The organism is Nocardia sp. NPDC004278 (assembly GCF_053602975.1).
On the sequence record NZ_JBSGEQ010000033.1, the window covers coordinates 1 to 15,318 of the forward strand.

Annotated in this window: 13 protein-coding genes; 7 read left to right on the top strand and 6 right to left on the bottom strand. The window is 66.1% G+C overall.

Going from position 1 to position 15,318, the window contains the following annotated elements:
• Nucleotides 1-299 precede the first annotated feature (299 nt).
• Nucleotides 300-1,535, bottom strand: coding sequence for an erythromycin esterase family protein (locus ACWEO2_RS34945; RefSeq protein ID WP_452409269.1), 1,236 nt, complete (start codon nucleotides 1,533-1,535; stop codon nucleotides 300-302).
• A gap of 326 nt (nucleotides 1,536-1,861) precedes the next feature.
• Nucleotides 1,862-2,713, bottom strand: a complete 852-nt coding sequence (locus tag ACWEO2_RS34950) for an SDR family oxidoreductase (protein ID WP_452409270.1) — start codon at nucleotides 2,711-2,713, stop codon at nucleotides 1,862-1,864.
• A gap of 94 nt (nucleotides 2,714-2,807) precedes the next feature.
• On the opposite strand from ACWEO2_RS34950, the gene ACWEO2_RS34955 reads away from it, so the two are divergent.
• Nucleotides 2,808-3,242 carry a MarR family winged helix-turn-helix transcriptional regulator gene (locus ACWEO2_RS34955; RefSeq protein ID WP_355186830.1) on the top strand — a complete coding sequence of 145 codons (435 nt, stop codon included), beginning with the start codon at nucleotides 2,808-2,810 and terminating at the stop codon, nucleotides 3,240-3,242.
• Nucleotides 3,243-3,458: 216 nt separating this feature from the next.
• Here ACWEO2_RS34955 and ACWEO2_RS34960 read toward each other — a convergent pair whose 3' ends face one another.
• A complete protein-coding gene (locus tag ACWEO2_RS34960) occupies nucleotides 3,459-4,373 on the bottom strand; it encodes a hydrogen peroxide-inducible genes activator (RefSeq protein ID WP_452409271.1) in 915 nt (304 codons plus the stop codon).
• A gap of 114 nt (nucleotides 4,374-4,487) precedes the next feature.
• Between ACWEO2_RS34960 and ACWEO2_RS34965 the strand changes: the two genes are divergently transcribed.
• From ACWEO2_RS34965 to ACWEO2_RS34980, 4 genes are all read left to right on the top strand, one after another.
• A complete protein-coding gene (locus ACWEO2_RS34965; protein WP_354952218.1) occupies nucleotides 4,488-5,075 on the top strand; it encodes a peroxiredoxin in 588 nt (195 codons plus the stop codon).
• 50 nt (nucleotides 5,076-5,125) lie between these two features.
• The gene (locus ACWEO2_RS34970; RefSeq protein ID WP_354952216.1) at nucleotides 5,126-5,665 is read left to right on the top strand and encodes a carboxymuconolactone decarboxylase family protein; all 540 of its coding nucleotides are present in this window, start codon (nucleotides 5,126-5,128) and stop codon (nucleotides 5,663-5,665) included.
• Nucleotides 5,666-5,798: 133 nt separating this feature from the next.
• The gene (locus tag ACWEO2_RS34975; RefSeq protein ID WP_452409272.1) at nucleotides 5,799-8,744 is read left to right on the top strand and encodes a DUF4132 domain-containing protein; all 2,946 of its coding nucleotides are present in this window, start codon (nucleotides 5,799-5,801) and stop codon (nucleotides 8,742-8,744) included.
• 298 nt (nucleotides 8,745-9,042) lie between these two features.
• A complete protein-coding gene (locus ACWEO2_RS34980) occupies nucleotides 9,043-9,744 on the top strand; it encodes a PhzF family phenazine biosynthesis protein (RefSeq protein WP_452409273.1) in 702 nt (233 codons plus the stop codon).
• A gap of 94 nt (nucleotides 9,745-9,838) precedes the next feature.
• Here ACWEO2_RS34980 and ACWEO2_RS34985 read toward each other — a convergent pair whose 3' ends face one another.
• A complete protein-coding gene (locus ACWEO2_RS34985) occupies nucleotides 9,839-10,567 on the bottom strand; it encodes a DUF5134 domain-containing protein (protein WP_452409274.1) in 729 nt (242 codons plus the stop codon).
• A gap of 209 nt (nucleotides 10,568-10,776) precedes the next feature.
• Nucleotides 10,777-11,814 carry an AraC family transcriptional regulator ligand-binding domain-containing protein gene (locus tag ACWEO2_RS34990; protein ID WP_452409275.1) on the bottom strand — a complete coding sequence of 346 codons (1,038 nt, stop codon included), beginning with the start codon at nucleotides 11,812-11,814 and terminating at the stop codon, nucleotides 10,777-10,779.
• 188 nt (nucleotides 11,815-12,002) lie between these two features.
• On the opposite strand from ACWEO2_RS34990, the gene ACWEO2_RS34995 reads away from it, so the two are divergent.
• On the top strand, nucleotides 12,003-12,731 hold the full coding sequence (locus ACWEO2_RS34995) for an SDR family NAD(P)-dependent oxidoreductase (protein ID WP_452409276.1): 729 nt from the start codon (nucleotides 12,003-12,005) through the stop codon (nucleotides 12,729-12,731).
• A 10-nt stretch (nucleotides 12,732-12,741) separates the two neighbouring features.
• Here ACWEO2_RS34995 and ACWEO2_RS35000 read toward each other — a convergent pair whose 3' ends face one another.
• The gene (locus ACWEO2_RS35000; protein ID WP_452409277.1) at nucleotides 12,742-14,385 is read right to left on the bottom strand and encodes an acyl-CoA synthetase; all 1,644 of its coding nucleotides are present in this window, start codon (nucleotides 14,383-14,385) and stop codon (nucleotides 12,742-12,744) included.
• Nucleotides 14,386-14,683: 298 nt separating this feature from the next.
• Here ACWEO2_RS35000 and ACWEO2_RS35005 point away from each other — a divergent pair, with 298 nt between their 5' ends.
• Nucleotides 14,684-15,184, top strand: a complete 501-nt coding sequence (locus ACWEO2_RS35005; RefSeq protein WP_452409278.1) for a GNAT family N-acetyltransferase — start codon at nucleotides 14,684-14,686, stop codon at nucleotides 15,182-15,184.
• Nucleotides 15,185-15,318 lie beyond the last annotated feature (134 nt).

The window sequence follows — 15,318 nt, forward strand, 5'->3', positions numbered from 1 at the left end:
AGGCAGCGGTGCGCAGGGTGCTCTTGTCCTGGTCGGTCAGGGTGATGGTGACAGACATCTCGTGTACTCCTCGAAATCGGTTGTCGCACCGACCGCAACCGTGTCGGTGCCGGTCGTTTTGTTCGATGGACACACAGTCGCCGGACCGACTGACGGCGACCTGACACACACCTGACACCCGCACTGACACCACGATCGGCCAGCAACGCGCCAGCCGACCCGCCGACCATCACACGACCCGAGACCGCTGTGGCACAGGACATCCGCGCAATGCCGATGTGCGGATGCCGCGCAGACAGTCATGGCGAACCGAGCAGTGAGTGCGTCGGGGTGATGGAGCGGATCCGGAGCAGGATGTCGAACCATTCACCCAGGCCAGCGCCACCGATGTAGTGGTCGGCATCGCGATCTGGGTCGTAGGTTCCGATGACGAGACGGAGTTTCGCGGGCTCTTGCAGCCATCGTTGCACCGCGCCGGCGAGCGGATTCCGCAAATCGAGCCAATAATTCTCGCGTTCGGGCAGGTCGAGCATGGTGTCGGCGAAATCTTTCGCCGGCGCGGGGATGACCATGTCGGCGCGGACCTGGCCGTGATGGAAGGTGACCACCACCGACAGGTAGCCGGTACCGAACCGTTTCCGGAGCAGAGATCCTGTGGTCGGGAACTCCTGCAACATCGCAGCCAGGGTGAGCCGATCGGCGACCGCTGTATTCGACACCCCTTCCCAGTACACGATGCGATGCCCAGTGCGGTCGTGCCAGTCGGCGATGCGATCGGCCGCGTCCGCAGTTTCGGCGGCGAAGTCACGGCGCCCAGAGGCGGTGCTGAACTCGTGGTACCGCACGATGAGACGGGCTGCGTCCAGCACGGCGGGCATATCGGCGGCACCGGGCAACGACTCGACCAGTGTCAGCGCATCTCGGGCGTAGTCGACGAACGGGCGCCCGGGGTGGGTGCCGTTGGCGCGCTGTATGTGTTCACCCAACCGGTGGGCGGTGACAATCGGGTCGTAATGCGAGCTCAGCTCGCCGAGCCGGTCCGGCGCAACAGTTCTGACGAACGCCGTCACTTGCCCATAGTGTGCAGGCTTCGCGGCCTCCGGCGTCAGGCCGAACAGCCGCAGTGGATCGTCCGGGTGCGCACGATTGAAGGCGCGCGCCCATTCCAGCACCGCGAGTGTCTCGGAGTTGCGCCACGGGACCCAGACGTCGTCGAGCAATTTGCGCGGGTCGCCGACACCCGTGCGCGCGTATTCGTCGATGGCCGCGATGACGGCAACGTCGTCGAGCAGCGCCAGCGCCCGAAACCCCTTTTGCTCCACCAGTATCCGCAGTATTCGATGCGCGGTTGCAGACAGTTCGTGCCCGGCGCGGGTGGTCATGCCGATACCGGCGACGGTGACGTCACCGGCGGCCCGATCAGCCAGCACCTCGAGATCGGCAAGTGGCCCGTCGGCCTCGACCATGTCGAGCGGATGGGCCGTGTCGCGAATCCATTGCATGACCTCGGCGGCGTCGGGTGCCGGGTACGACATGATGTCCTCCTACAGTGAGCGAACGGCCCTGCCGCGCCGGAAGGAGCCGCCGAGTAGCGACAAAAATGCCTTTAATTACAAAGCCAATTAACTTTGGCGACAAAGATAATTGGCGGTGGAGCCGATGTCAACGACGAAGTCGCGATCCGGCTCGGCAGGACCGGACAACGATGATGCGGTTCAAGCGATGCTGCTGCTCATGCCCCAGCTGGCCGGTCGGGCCAAGAGATCGCAACCCGAGTAGCGAGCGACGGGCGGACGACATCGACCGCCGCAAGATCATCAACATCTCTGATGCGAAACGTATTGCAACGCTCAGACCAGGTTCATGCGGTACGGAAGGCGTCGATGTTGCGGGTGCACCACTGTTCAAATGTGCGCGGGTCCCTTCCGAGCAGCTGGCGGACGGTGTCGGTCTGAAACCCCACTGTGTCGGCGCGCATCAATTCGAATCCCTCGATAATTGCGGCGGCCAGTGCGGGTGGTGCGCCGTTGGGGTAGCGGGAGTGCAGGGCCTCCTGCGGCGTGGCCGCCTCGTGGACCTCGATGGCGCGGCCGATCGTTCTGGCGATGGTCGCGACTTGCTCTGCGACAGTGTAGGTTTGCGCGCCGGTGAGGGTAAAGGTCATGCCTTGGTGGCCGTCGTTGGTGAGTAGTTCGGCCGCCACGGCGGCAATATCAGCGGGATCGATCGGGGCGTAGCGGCCCGGTCCGGTGGGATCGAGCACCGCACCGCCGGAGCGAATCGTCGGTGCCCATGCCAGCGCGTTCGTCATGAAGCCACCGGGACGCAGGACGGTCACCGGAATGCCGGATTCGGCGACGATCCGCTCGCGGTCGCGATGCCAACTCCCCATGGCCGGTACGGGATCGCCCATCGCATTGAAAGACGACAGTTGCACGATATGCCGGATCCCGGCGGCTCGCGCCGCGCTCACCGCACTCACCGTATGCTCCGAGCCGATGCCCGGCACCAGGAGGAACAGCTTGTCGGCACCGTCGAAGGCCGCCGCCAGGGTGGCTGGTTCGTCCAGGTCGCCGACGATCAGCTCGCCCCGGCCGGGATCGGCGACACGAGCCGGATCGCGAACGAGCACACGGAATCCCGCACCCCTGGACTCGAGTTCGCCGATGAGCTCACGGCCGATATTTCCGGTGGCACCGGTAACAACTATCATCAGATCTCCACATCGTTAGCCGTCTAACGAATGAAACGTTAGACGGCTAACGATTAAGCGTCAATGCCTGGCGACCACGACAAGGAGGCCGACCGTGCCCGAATTCCTCGACCTGCACGGCCGCAGTTCGAAGGTGCTGCGCGCCCTCGCCGATCGCGAGATGCGTACGCACGGACTACATCTGGGCCAGAATCACGTCTTGGCCCTGCTGTGGGAGCGCGACGGCCGCACGCCGGGCGAGGTCGCCGCGGCGCTGAACGTCACCACCCCGACCGTGGTCAAGATGGCCACCCGGATGAGCACGGCGGACCTGCTCGAGCGCCGCCGTGACGAACACGACAACCGCCTCGTCCGCCTCTGGCTCACTGATAAGGGCCGCGCCCTCCAGCAGCCGATCGAGGCGCAGCGACAATCCCTGGAGGACAAGGTGACCGCAGATCTCACCCCCGCCGAACGCCGCCACCTGATGAGCGCCCTACGCAAAATCCACCGGACAGCGAGCGAGCTACTCGGCGACTCCACACCCTGATCCCAGTGTGCGGCGCGAGTCGAGTCGCACCGGAAGCGGGCGCGCAGACGACGCAACCTACCCTTTCGCACCGCGCCGGTCATCAGCCGACCGCCCGGACGACGCGCCCTGCCCCTTTGCGACCGGGCGGTCATCAGCCGACCCGTGGGCGTATCCGACCTATTCGGACGGCGGAGGACTCACGGTGCGCGATTGCCCATCGCGAGCGGCATTGATTCAGTTCGCCCCGGGCCGCTGCGATCGGATGATCTCCGCGAGCCGCGCGTAATCATCGGCGCGCGCCGTCGACGCACGAAACGCCAGCCCCAGCGTGCGCCCCGGTGCGGGAGCAGCGAAGTGCGCGGTTTCCAATGTGCCGCGCGCGGTTTCGGCCTCGACCGCCATCTCCGGGATCAGCGTTACGCCGAGGCCGCCCGCGACGCATTGGACTACCGTCGCCAGCGAGGCGGCCCGGGTATCGCCGACCGCGGCCGGATGCGCGTCGGCGGAGCGGCAGAATTCCAGGGTCTGATCGCGCAGGCAGTGCCCCTCGTCGAGGAGTAGCAGCGGCAGCGCATCGAGGGTGGCCGCGGCGACATCGGTGCGACCGGCCAGCTCGTGGCCGCGCGGCGTGACCAGCACGAACTCTTCTGTGTACAACGGGATCTCGACCAGGCCGGGCGCCTCGGTCGGCAGCGCGAGCAGCGCCACATCCAGCACCCCGGTGCGCAGACCCTCCAGCAGCCGGGCGGTTTGGTCCTCGATCACCTGAGGAAGGAGGGCGGGCAACACCTTGCGCAACTCGGGCAGCAGACTCGGCAGCACATAGGGAGCAACCGTGGGGATGATGCCGATCCGCAGGGCGCCGCCCAGACTGTCACCGGTCGCCGAGGCGACGAATCGATCGGCCGCCTCGAGGGTGGCCGTCGCCTGAGGCAGCAGCCGCATACCCGCGGCGGTGACCAACACCCGACGGGTGCTGCGCTCGATCAGCTGCAGCCCGAGCCCGTGTTCCAATGCGGCCAGTGCCTGCGATAACGTGGGCTGGCTCACATTGAGCCTGGTTGCCGCGGTGCCGAAATGGCGATACTCCGCAATCGCTACGAACGCACGCAGCTGCGACAGGGTGGGCTGATAAGTCTGATCAGTCACGCCTATCAGTGTAGTGCGACTGATCACGTTTACCTTTCACTGGCCTTTGGGCAAGATCACCCGTGAGCTTTTCGATCCACTCGCTCTAGCAACCCGACTGACGAGGAGACAAGCATGGCTTTGCTGACCATCGGCGACCAGTTCCCGGCATACAACCTCACCGCGGTGATCGGCGGTGACCTGTCGAAGGTCGACGCTCAGCAGCCTGACGACTACTTCACCCAGATCACCTCCGACGACCACGCCGGCAAGTGGCGCATCGTCTTCTTCTGGCCCAAGGACTTCACCTTCGTGTGCCCGACCGAGATCGCCGCCTTCGGCAAGCTCAACGAGGAGTTCGAGGACCGCGACGCGCAGGTGCTCGGCGCCTCGGTCGACAACGAGTTCGTGCACTTCCAGTGGCGCGCCCAGCACGAGGATCTCAAGACCCTGCCCTTCCCGATGCTGAGCGACCTCAAGCGTGAATTGGCCTCCGCCACCGGCGTTCTCAATGCCGACGGCGTCGCCGACCGCGCCACCTTCATCATCGACCCGAACAACGAGATCCAGTTCGTCTCGGTGACCGCGGGTTCGGTCGGCCGCAATGTCGACGAGGTGCTGCGGGTGCTCGACGCATTGCAGTCCGACGAGCTGTGCGCCTGCAACTGGAAGAAGGGCGATCCGACCATCAACGCGGGCGAACTGCTCGCCGCGAGCGTCTGAGCATTATCCGATACACCTGAAAACCCCCGAATGAGAAGAGGATTCGCCGAATGAGCATTGAGACCCTGAAGAACTCCCTTCCCGAGTACGCAAAGGACCTCAAGCTCAATCTGTCGTCCATCGCACGCACCACCGTGCTGAACGAACAGCAGCTGTGGGGCACCCTGCTGGCGTCGGCGGCCGCGACCCGGTCGGCGACGACACTGCGTGAGATCGCCGAGGAGGCCGCGGACAACCTGTCGGCGGAGGCGTACAACGCCGCACTCGGCGCCGCCTCGATCATGGGCATGAACAATGTGTTCTACCGGGGCAAGGCGTTTCTCGAGGGCCGCTACGACGATCTGCGTGCCGGTCTGCGGATGAACATCATCGGCAACCCGGGTGTGGACAAGGCCGATTTCGAGCTGTGGTCGTTCGCGGTCTCCTCGATCAATGGCTGCGCCCACTGCCTGGAAGCCCACGAGAAGACGTTGCGCGAGGCGGGCGTCTCGCGCGAAGTGATCTTCGAATCGCTGCGCGCGGCCGCGATCGTGGCCGGTGTCGGCCAGGCCGTGCAGTCCACCGAGGCGCTGGCCGCCGTCGCGGTCTGATATCTCGATACGCCGAGCAACGGCTCCGCCCGAAAGGGCGGAGCCGTTGCCGTTTCCGTGTCGACCGGTACATGTCGGAGCGGCTCGTTAACCTGTCCGCGATACGCACCTCGTGAACAAGGGAGACGGGCCGATGGCTGTCCGCACGCCACCGACCGATGAGGACATCTGGGTGGTACCCAGCGCCTGGTGGTCGAAAACCGATCCATTCCGCGGGCGCTGCCCCGTGGCCAGGGTCACCGTGAATGTGGCTGCGGCACAGTCGGTCTCCGACAAACTGGCGCAATCTGCGGAGCGGATCCGTGCGATTCTCGGCCATTCCGGCTCGCACCGGGTGCTCGCCCAGCGGGGCGCGCAGTACCTGTCCCGTCCCGGTTCCGATCCGCTCGGCGCGGCCGTGTGCGCGGCGATCGGCATGGACGCGAAGCTATTGGATGGCGATGCCCTCGGCCGCTACTACGACAACCACGCGGATCTGGCCGACTATCTCGTCGCCACCCACGGCCTCCGGTTCGCCGTCTCGACCGTGGCCGCGCTCACCGGCGTCTGCGCGGAGTCGCAGTCGTCCGATATGTGGAACGGACACGCCTACCGGATCACCGCGCAGCCCTGTGATCCGCCCGCCACGCTGGTTCGCCGCCTGCGCACCCTGCTGGCCGCGGCCGCGGACATGGACTATGCCGACGCCCTCGACGAGGCACGGCGGTTGCGGCGCGGGACGCTATCGATCCGGCTGCTGACCTCCTACCTGTTTCCCACCGAACAGCATTGGGTGACAGCCGATCTCGCCGATCCACAACTCAGCGAGGGCTTCGGTGCCACCTTCCTGCTCGCCTCGGTGACCGATCCGGCACTGGCCCACCGCATCATCGGCATGATCACCTGGCATTGGCATCTGCTGCGCGATAACAAGTCGCTGATCTACAGTCTCGCGGCACATCTCGGCCCCGCCGCCACCAGCGTCCTCATCCGGCTCTGGAAGACCGGCCGCGGCAACGGCTCCGCGCCGGGGCCGGAAACCCTGGCGCGCATGCTCGCCCGATTTCCCGACGATGCGGCGATGGACTTCCTGGCCGAGCACGCGTGGCGCAATGCCACCGCCGCGGCGCTGCTCGGTTCCACCGAACGGTTCCCCGCACGGGCCATGCGCGTGCTCGCCGCGCGGACCGCCCGCAGGGAAAGTACCGATACCTTCCGCGACCACGTCCGGCGTCATCCCGAGCTCGCCACCGCCATGTGCGACGAACTACCCGAATCCGCTCGGCGGCTGATCATCGAGAGTCTGCCGACGCCGTCGGTTTCCACCACACCCGCCGAGCTCGTTCCGGCGATTCTGCGCGATCCGCCATGGCAGCGACCGCGCCCGGAGCCGACCACCATCACCACCCTCGAAGCGCCTGCCGACGTGCGTGTTTCGTGGCAAGCGGGCGAGCGGGAGGAGTGGCTCGGCCGGGTCGAGACACTGACCACCGACGAAGTGCGGCAGCGACTGGAGCACGTCCCGCCCGGCGGCTCCACGATCAGCGAATGGCAGCTGACCGCACTCGCCCAGGTCGAGCTCGCGCGCGCGGACCCGTACCTGCGCACCAGCCGCATCAGCTCGTTGCTCTGGCACGCCGAGCCACTGCTCGAACTCACGGCTGCCCACGGTGCCGCGGCTCACGATCTGGTCATCGACGCGGCCACGACGCAGCCGCGCTACCACGCCCCGGCGATCGCTCCGTTCGAAAGTCCGACCGTCGCCGCACTGATCGCCGACTGGCTCCGGTTGCGCTCACGCCGCCGCATCGCCCTGGACTGGCTGCGCCGTCATCCGGACTATGCCGCTACCGCCTTGATCCCGGGTGCGATCGGCAAGGCGCGCAGGGCAAGACGCACACACGCCGCCGCCTTGCGCACCCTCGCCGCGCTCGGCCACACCGATACCTTGCTCGCCGCCTCGAGCGCCTACGGTGCGACCGCTGCCGTGCGCGAATTGCTCGATGTCGATCCGGCCGAGATCGTGCCCGCGCGGATTCCCCCGCTGCCGCAATGGTTGTCGATTCCTGAGCTGCCGCCGATCATGCTGACCACCGGATACCCACTGCCGCACGACGCGGTCGCGAACCTCGTCGTACTCATGATGCTGTCGGACCCCGGAGTTCCGCACGCCGCGCTGGCGCGTATCGGCGAGTACTGCGACACAGCGACATTGGCCGTCGCGGCCGGTGTGATCTTCGACCAGTGGACCAAGACCGGCTCAGCATCGAAGGACACCTGGGTCTGGGAGGCGTTGGCCGCCTTCGGAAATGACCAGACGGTCGCGGATATGCTGTCTCATCTCCTCTGGAGTGCAGCCAAGGACAGTGCGCTCGATACGCTCGCCGCAATCGGCTCGGACCGTGCGTTGTCCGCGCTGATCACGGTGACCCAGCAGGGCCGCAACGCCGCGGTCCGTGCGGCGGCGCGGATCCGAGTCGACGATCTGGCCGACGAGTTGGGGCTGAGTGCGGATCAACTCGCGGACCGTATGGTTCTCGACCCAGGGCTGCGTCCCGACGGCACGGCCCTGCTCGATTTCGGACCACGCCAATTCGTCCTTGGCTTCGATGAACAACTGCGCCCCACCATTACCGGCGCCGACGGCATCCGCCGTAAATCCCTGCCCAAGGCGAACGCACACGATGACCAGGCGCTCGCCGCCGAGTCGGGTGCGGCGTACCGCACGATTCGCAGGTACGTCCAGAATTGCGCCGCCGAGCAGATCCGGCGACTCGAACGCGCCATGGTCACCGATCGCCGCTTCGCCCTCGATGAACTGCGCAACCAGTACATCGCGCATCCGGTGCGCATCAACCTCACTCGCCGACTGATCTGGGCGACCTACCGTGACGATCGACTGGTCGAGTCCTTCCGCGTCACTGCGGACAACACCTCGGTTGACGTCAGCGGCGGCACACTCGAACTCGCCGAAGACGCCGACATCGGAATTGCCCATCCGAGTCATCTCGGCACCGACCTCTCCGCCGCCTGGGCGAGTGTACTGGCCGAATACGAACTGCCGCAACCATTTCCACAGATCGGCCGGAGCGCAAACTGATGAGACGGCAACGGCCCCGTCCCCGCGGGACGGCGTCGCCTTTATCGACCAGCCCAACCGGTCGGCGATCTTGTTGAGCTCCAGCTGATGGCCCAGGAAGGTGAGTCCGAAAAACAGGTTCAGCAGGAAGCCGAACAGCTGGCTGCACGCCGCCTCCTGAGACATGACGACACGGCTGCCGGTGCGCCAGAAACCAAAGGGACTGACCAGGAACAAGGGAATTCACGACATTTGTCCCAGACGCATACCCGCCACCGAGTCATAGGTTCACTGGTGAATTGCCGGTAGGCTCGCGCTCATGGGTACACAAGGTGAACCGGAGGCTACCGGTACGCGGGTCGAGGTCGTGCGGGTGTTCACGGATCCGGCGGGGCACGGCGGCAACGAACTCGGCATCGCCCGTGCAGCCGACGTCGCCGACGTGGATCACCAGGCGCTGGCGGCGAAGGCGGGCTTCAGCGAGACCGTTGTCGTCGAGGATCCTGTCGACGACATCGCCAAGGTGCGGATCTACACCCCTGCGGTAGAGCTGCCGTTTGCTGGACACCCATCCGTGGGTACCGCGTGGTGGTTCGCCGAGCAGGGCCGCCCGGTGCGGATCCTGCAGCTGGCAGCGGGTCCGGTCGCCGTCGAGCTGACCGACGGCCTCACCTGGATCAGGGCGCGCGGCGAATGGACGCCGGAATTCACCTTCCACCAGCTCGACGACGTCGAGACGCTGACGAACCTGCGGCCCGACGACTTCGACGAGGGCCACCATTACCTGTGGACCTGGACCGACGAACACCGTGGCGCACTGCGCTCCCGAATGTTCGCCCCATCAATGGGAATAGCCGAGGACGAAGCCACCGGCGCCGCCGCCGTCGCCCTCACCGCCCTGCTGCGCCGCAGTCTGATCATCACCCAGGGCAAAGGGTCCCAGCTCTTCACTGAATGGGACTCCGACGGCTGGGTCCGTCTCGGTGGTCGAGTCGTCGCCGACTCGATCATCCACCTCTAGCCCACCCCACCACCGCCCGCGTGACCGAGAATGCGTTGGTGCAGGTGCGCTCTCGACGTTTACCTGCATGGTGATCGCCTGTCCGAGGCTGGGGTCAGGTGGCGGTGGTGGCTATCAGCATGTACGTGGTGCCCAGGTCCATTACGAGGTGGGGGATCATCGCGGATGAGAGGGCACGGGTGCGGAGCGGACCGGTTGACGGGCCGATCGGGTGCCCGAGCCAGCGTTGTGGACGTCCGGTGCTCGCCGCGACGATCAGCGCGATCGCGTCCGCAGCGAATAGCGTGGCGAGTGCGAGGGCGGGGATCGGCTTCGGACCATCGGCATGGCTGCCCGGCCCGTGTCCGGACATCGTGTACAGCATCGTGAGCGCGACGACGATGTGGTAGCCCAGCGCGACCACCCGATCGGCGGGTACCAATCGAGTCGCACTGCGCCACTGCACAATTCGATCCAGCAGCAGTGCCGCGAAGACGACGACCATTGCGATGAGCACCCCGCGCAACGCGACCGGATTCGCGCCCGTGGGAAAGACCAGCATCGCTAGCATGACCAGACACATGATCAGATGCGCGGCATCGGATTCGTGACATGCCGCGACGCCCTCGCTCATCGAATTTGCCTGCGGTCGAAGGGAATCAGTCACTCTTCCGACGCCAACGAGCGGAACGGCGACCGTCCCGGCGTCACCACACTCCCCCGCCATCCGACGCATCTCACGGGCCGGTGCCGCCAACCGGCCGAGCACCACCGCCGCCGCGAACAGAAACGCCACAACCACCGACCACCGCAGGGCGGCATACTCCTGCGCGAATACGACCACACCCACCACCTCCCGACACCGCGCTACCTATCCATGGTCGCATCCGCCACGCCCCTCGGCCGCCCTTTCCACAGCAACCCCTTGCACCTGCATCGTTTGTCGGGATCCGCACTCGCGCCGCGAGCACGTCATCGACCAGTTTTGCGTGCTACACCGAGTTCGGATCACGACAAAAGGTGCGAATCACCAACGCCGTCGGCGCGAGGCGGCTATGGGGCGACGCTCGGGCGGAGGCGGGCGGAGGCGGCTCGGGCGAAGCGGCCGGGTGAGATACCGCGCCATTGTTTGAATGCGTTGGAGAAGCTGGGTGCGCCGGAATAGCCCATGCGGTAGGCGACATCCTCGACGGTGAGGCCGGTTGTCAGCAGTTCTTCGGCGAGCGTTCCATAGGTCTCCACGCATAGTCGACGGTAGGAGGTGCCCTCGTCGGCCAGGCGCCGCCGCATTGTGCGCAGGCTCATGTGCAGCTGCTCCGCCACGTCTTCCTGGGTGATGCGGCCGTTCATCTGATGCAACAGCACCTCGCGCACCGATCCGGCAAGGCCCTGTTTCAATCCTCGGCGTTGCAGCAGGTCGATGCACTGTTCCTCGAAGAGCAGTGCGGTAAGCGGGCTGGCGTTGGGCATCGGCCGATCGATATCGGTGGCGTCGAAGACCGCGAGCTGGAACTCCGAGGATTCGGTGCTGGGAATCTCGAATTGGTCCAATATCGGCCGCAGTCGAGGTAGGAGCCCACCGGCGACCTCGGCCCGCACTACCGGCGGCGGCACCCCGAACACCAGATACCAGTTGTACAGCAGCGCAGCCACATCCCGCTCGGCGAGGAATGCACGTACGTCGCCCGGCAGATCACGATCGTCGCCATGGAGCCAGATCTCGTCATCGTGATAGACGTGCCAGGCGCGTGCCAACGAGGTCAGCATGCTGAAGTAGCGCATCGCGACGTCGATGGCCGAACGCATGGTCGGACTGCTCAGCACCGCCATCCCGAGCACACCGTAGGTGGTGACGCGCGTGCGCATCCCCGCCTCGAAGCCCACGCCCGGTTGGTCGTCGAGCAAGGTGACGATATTGCGCACGAGTTGGAGTTCTTGTGCCGCAGTGATCTCCGCGCCCGGCGTCTTCAACATCACCGGATCGATGGCGGTACCGCGCAAGATGTCCTCGCGCGTCAGATCGTGGTCATCGCCGACCTCGGCAAGGATCGCCGCATGTGCCACCGACCGCCGCCACTCCCATGAGGCCACCGAATCATCGTGATCGCAGCTGGCCGACACTCGCAAGGTTTTGGCCGAACCTCGTATATACCAATCGAGTTCGACTCGAGCTGACCGGTTTGCGCAATGTCATGACCCGATATCGCATGGCTACCACGCCGCCGCGAATCTACCGTCATGGCTATCGTCGAGCGAAGACCAAGGTAGGCGAGAACAACATGCCGAGAAAGACCCTTGTCGGCACGCGCGTCGCGATTACGGGCGGCACCTACGGTATCGGCAAGGAGGCCGCATTGGCCTTCCTCGCCGCGGGGGCCGATGTGGCGATCGGTGACGCGGATGCGGGCAAAGTGCGTGCAATCACCGCCCAGTTCAACCGGATTCACGGCGCCGACGCGGTCGGTCTACCGCTGGAGGTCACCGACGACGCGCGGTTCGCCGAATTCCTGGTCACCGCCGAACGCAGACTGGGTGGTCTCGATGTGGTGGTGAATGCCGCCGATGTCGAACCGACCGGCTCATTTCTCGCGGAGTCCGGGCCGGAATCCGACCGCCAGATCGACACCAACCTGCGCGCGGTGATCATCGGATCCCGGCTCGCCGGACTGCGTTTCGCCGAACAGGGGCACGGCCACATCATCAATATCGGTTCGGCCATCGGCGTGACGGCCGCACTGGGCGCCGCGGTGTACTGCGCGACCAAGCACGCGGTGATCGGGCTCGGCACCGCATTGCATCGCGGACTCGCCGGACAGGGCGTGCTGGTCAGCACCATCGCACCCGGTTACGCGCCCGATGCGGAGGCGGTCGCGGACGCCATCGTCGACTGTGTCGAATATCGGCGCGGCGGACTGGTGGTGGTGCCGCCGAACGGGTGGTTCCGCACGGCGATGCCGGATCCGGCGCAGTTGCGGCATACGATGCGGCGGATGCTGGGCATCATGTGATGCCGCTGGCTCAGGCCGACAGCTCCCGTAATACGCGCTTGAGCACCTTGCCGGTGGGATTGCGCGGGAGTTCATCGATGAAGAACACATCACGCGGCACCTTGAACCGAGCCAGATGCGATTTGACGTGTGCGCGGACCTCGTCCTCGGTGAGCGAATATCCCTCGCGTACAACGACTACCGCGCGCAGCCGCTGACCGTACCGGTCGTCGGGCACACCGAACGCGCTGACCTCCGCCACCGCGGGATGGGCCGCGAGGAGTTCCTCGACCTCGCCCGGAAAGACGTTCTCACCACCGGAGACGATCATATCGTCATCGCGACCGTCGATGAAAAGCCTTCCGGCACTGTCGAAGTGGCCGACATCGCCGGTGGACATCAACCCCCCGATGCGGGGCTTGTCACCGCCGCCGGTGTAGCCCTCGAACTGGTAGTTGTTGCCGACGAAGATCCGCCCGGTAATACCGGGACCCACCTCGCCGTCATTGTCATCGAAGATCTTCACGGTGGTGCTCGGCACCGGGGAGCCGACACAGCCGGGCTCCACCGCCAGATCGGCGGGCGTGGCAATGGTCGCGTAGGCCACCTCGGTGGATCCGTACACGTTGTAGACCACCGGTCCGAAGGCTTCGGTCACTCGGCCGCACAGCTCGGCACCGAGCTGGGATCCGGCGACGAAGATGATCCGCAACCGCGAGAGATCCCGTCCGGCAAAGGCTTTCGGTCCGGCATCGACGAGCCGCTGCAGCATCACCGGCACCGCGATCATGGCGGTTGCGCCATGCCGATCCAGGCTGTCCAGCACCGCCTGCGGATCGAAGCGGCGCCGGATGACCAGCGTCGAGCCGAAGCCGACCGCGAGGATGGCGTGCGCGAAACCGAGCGTATGGAACAGCGGCGCCGGGCATTCGGTGACTTCGCGCGCCCGGAACGGCACCTTGCCGAGGATGGCGCCCAGCGGCGACAGCGAGGTCGGCTCACTGCTGCGCGGCGCCCCCTTCGGGGTTCCGGTCGTCCCGCTGGTCAGCAGGACGATGCGGGCGGCGGTGCGCGGCTTGCGCGGTGGTGTGCGCGCGGCGCCCGCGATCAGATTGTCCAAGGTGTCCACGCCGGGCCGATCGGCCCAGGCGCGGTAGCGGCCGCGCCGGGGCGTGAAATCGCCCAGCACGCTGGCATATTCATCGTCGAAGACCAGCAGATCGGCGCCCTCGCGGGTCACCACCTCACGTAGCTGCGGGCCCGCGAAGTCGGTGTTGAGCAAGATGATTCGGGCGCCGCACTTGGCCGCGGCGAAAACCGAATAGTGGAAGCCACGATGGTTGCGCGCCAGGATCGCCACACCTTCACCATCGCGCAGACCTCGCGCCCGCCAGGCATTCGCGAGTGCGGTACTGCGCTCATCGAGTTCGCGGAAGCTGATGCGGCCGAGTTCGTCGATAATGGCGCTGCGATCGCGATAGCGCAGGGCGGCAACGGTTGTCAGTCCACCGAGCAGTCCGGAGCGCAGTACCGCCGCGCCCATTCTGGCAAGCCGATCCGGACGTTCGGGCGTCGCGAGTCCGGCACGCACGGTGAGTGCGGCGTAATAGGTCTCATCGGCGGCCCGTCGCGCCGCGGTCGTGGCCAGCGTCCCGAACTTGTTGGCAAACCTCATTATTCGATCCTCGCGTTGTCCCTGTCCGCCCGCACGTCGGCCGGCATCGATGTACCGCGCCGGTCGGCTCGAGCTCAGTGCCTCCCGCGACCCGATCAGCCAGCGACGGCACCAATGGCGCGGGCAGGCGGCGCGGTTTGATCGGCACATTGTTCGCCTGCTGGGCGAACTTCTCGAACATCGACATCGTTGGCCACCTACTGTGAGGGCGAGTGCCCTCACAGTAGAGCGCCCCGAAGGTCTTCGTCGAGTACCGACCCAGACAGCAGGGGCCAGACGCGCCGTCCATGATGGACGAATGTCCAGCGATATTGACGAGCAGCTACGGAGCCGAACCGCCGACCTGCGGATCGTCATCGACGATCTGTCCGGTCCGGAGGTCGCGGCCCTGCTCACCCAGCATCTGGCCGAGATGTACGACAACTCGCCTGCCGACAGCGTGCACGCCCTCGACCTGGCTGCCCTGCGCGGCCCGGGTATCACCTTCTGGAGCGCCTGGGAGGACAGCGAACTCGCAGGCTGCGGCGCACTCAAACAGCTCGACGCCACTCATGGCGAAATCAAGTCGATGCGCACCGCCACCGATCGCCTCGGCCGCGGCATCGCCGCCACCCTGCTGGGCCATCTCATCGCCGAGGCCCGTGCCCGCGGCTACCACCGGCTCAGCCTGGAAACCGGAGCCTCCGACTACTTCGCCCCGGCGCAACGGCTCTACACCCGGCACGGCTTCGAGGTCTGCCCACCATTCGCCGACTATCTCGAGGACCCGCACAGCGTCTTCATGACGCGCACCCTCTGAGCAACGCCGTCCGCTCGCTCGCCGCATCGACTGTTCGCAACAGCACGACTCGATTCGGCCGCACACATCTCGAAGCGGCGCTACACGCTCGATTCGGCCCCGCACCCTCGATACGACCCCGCACGACTCGATCC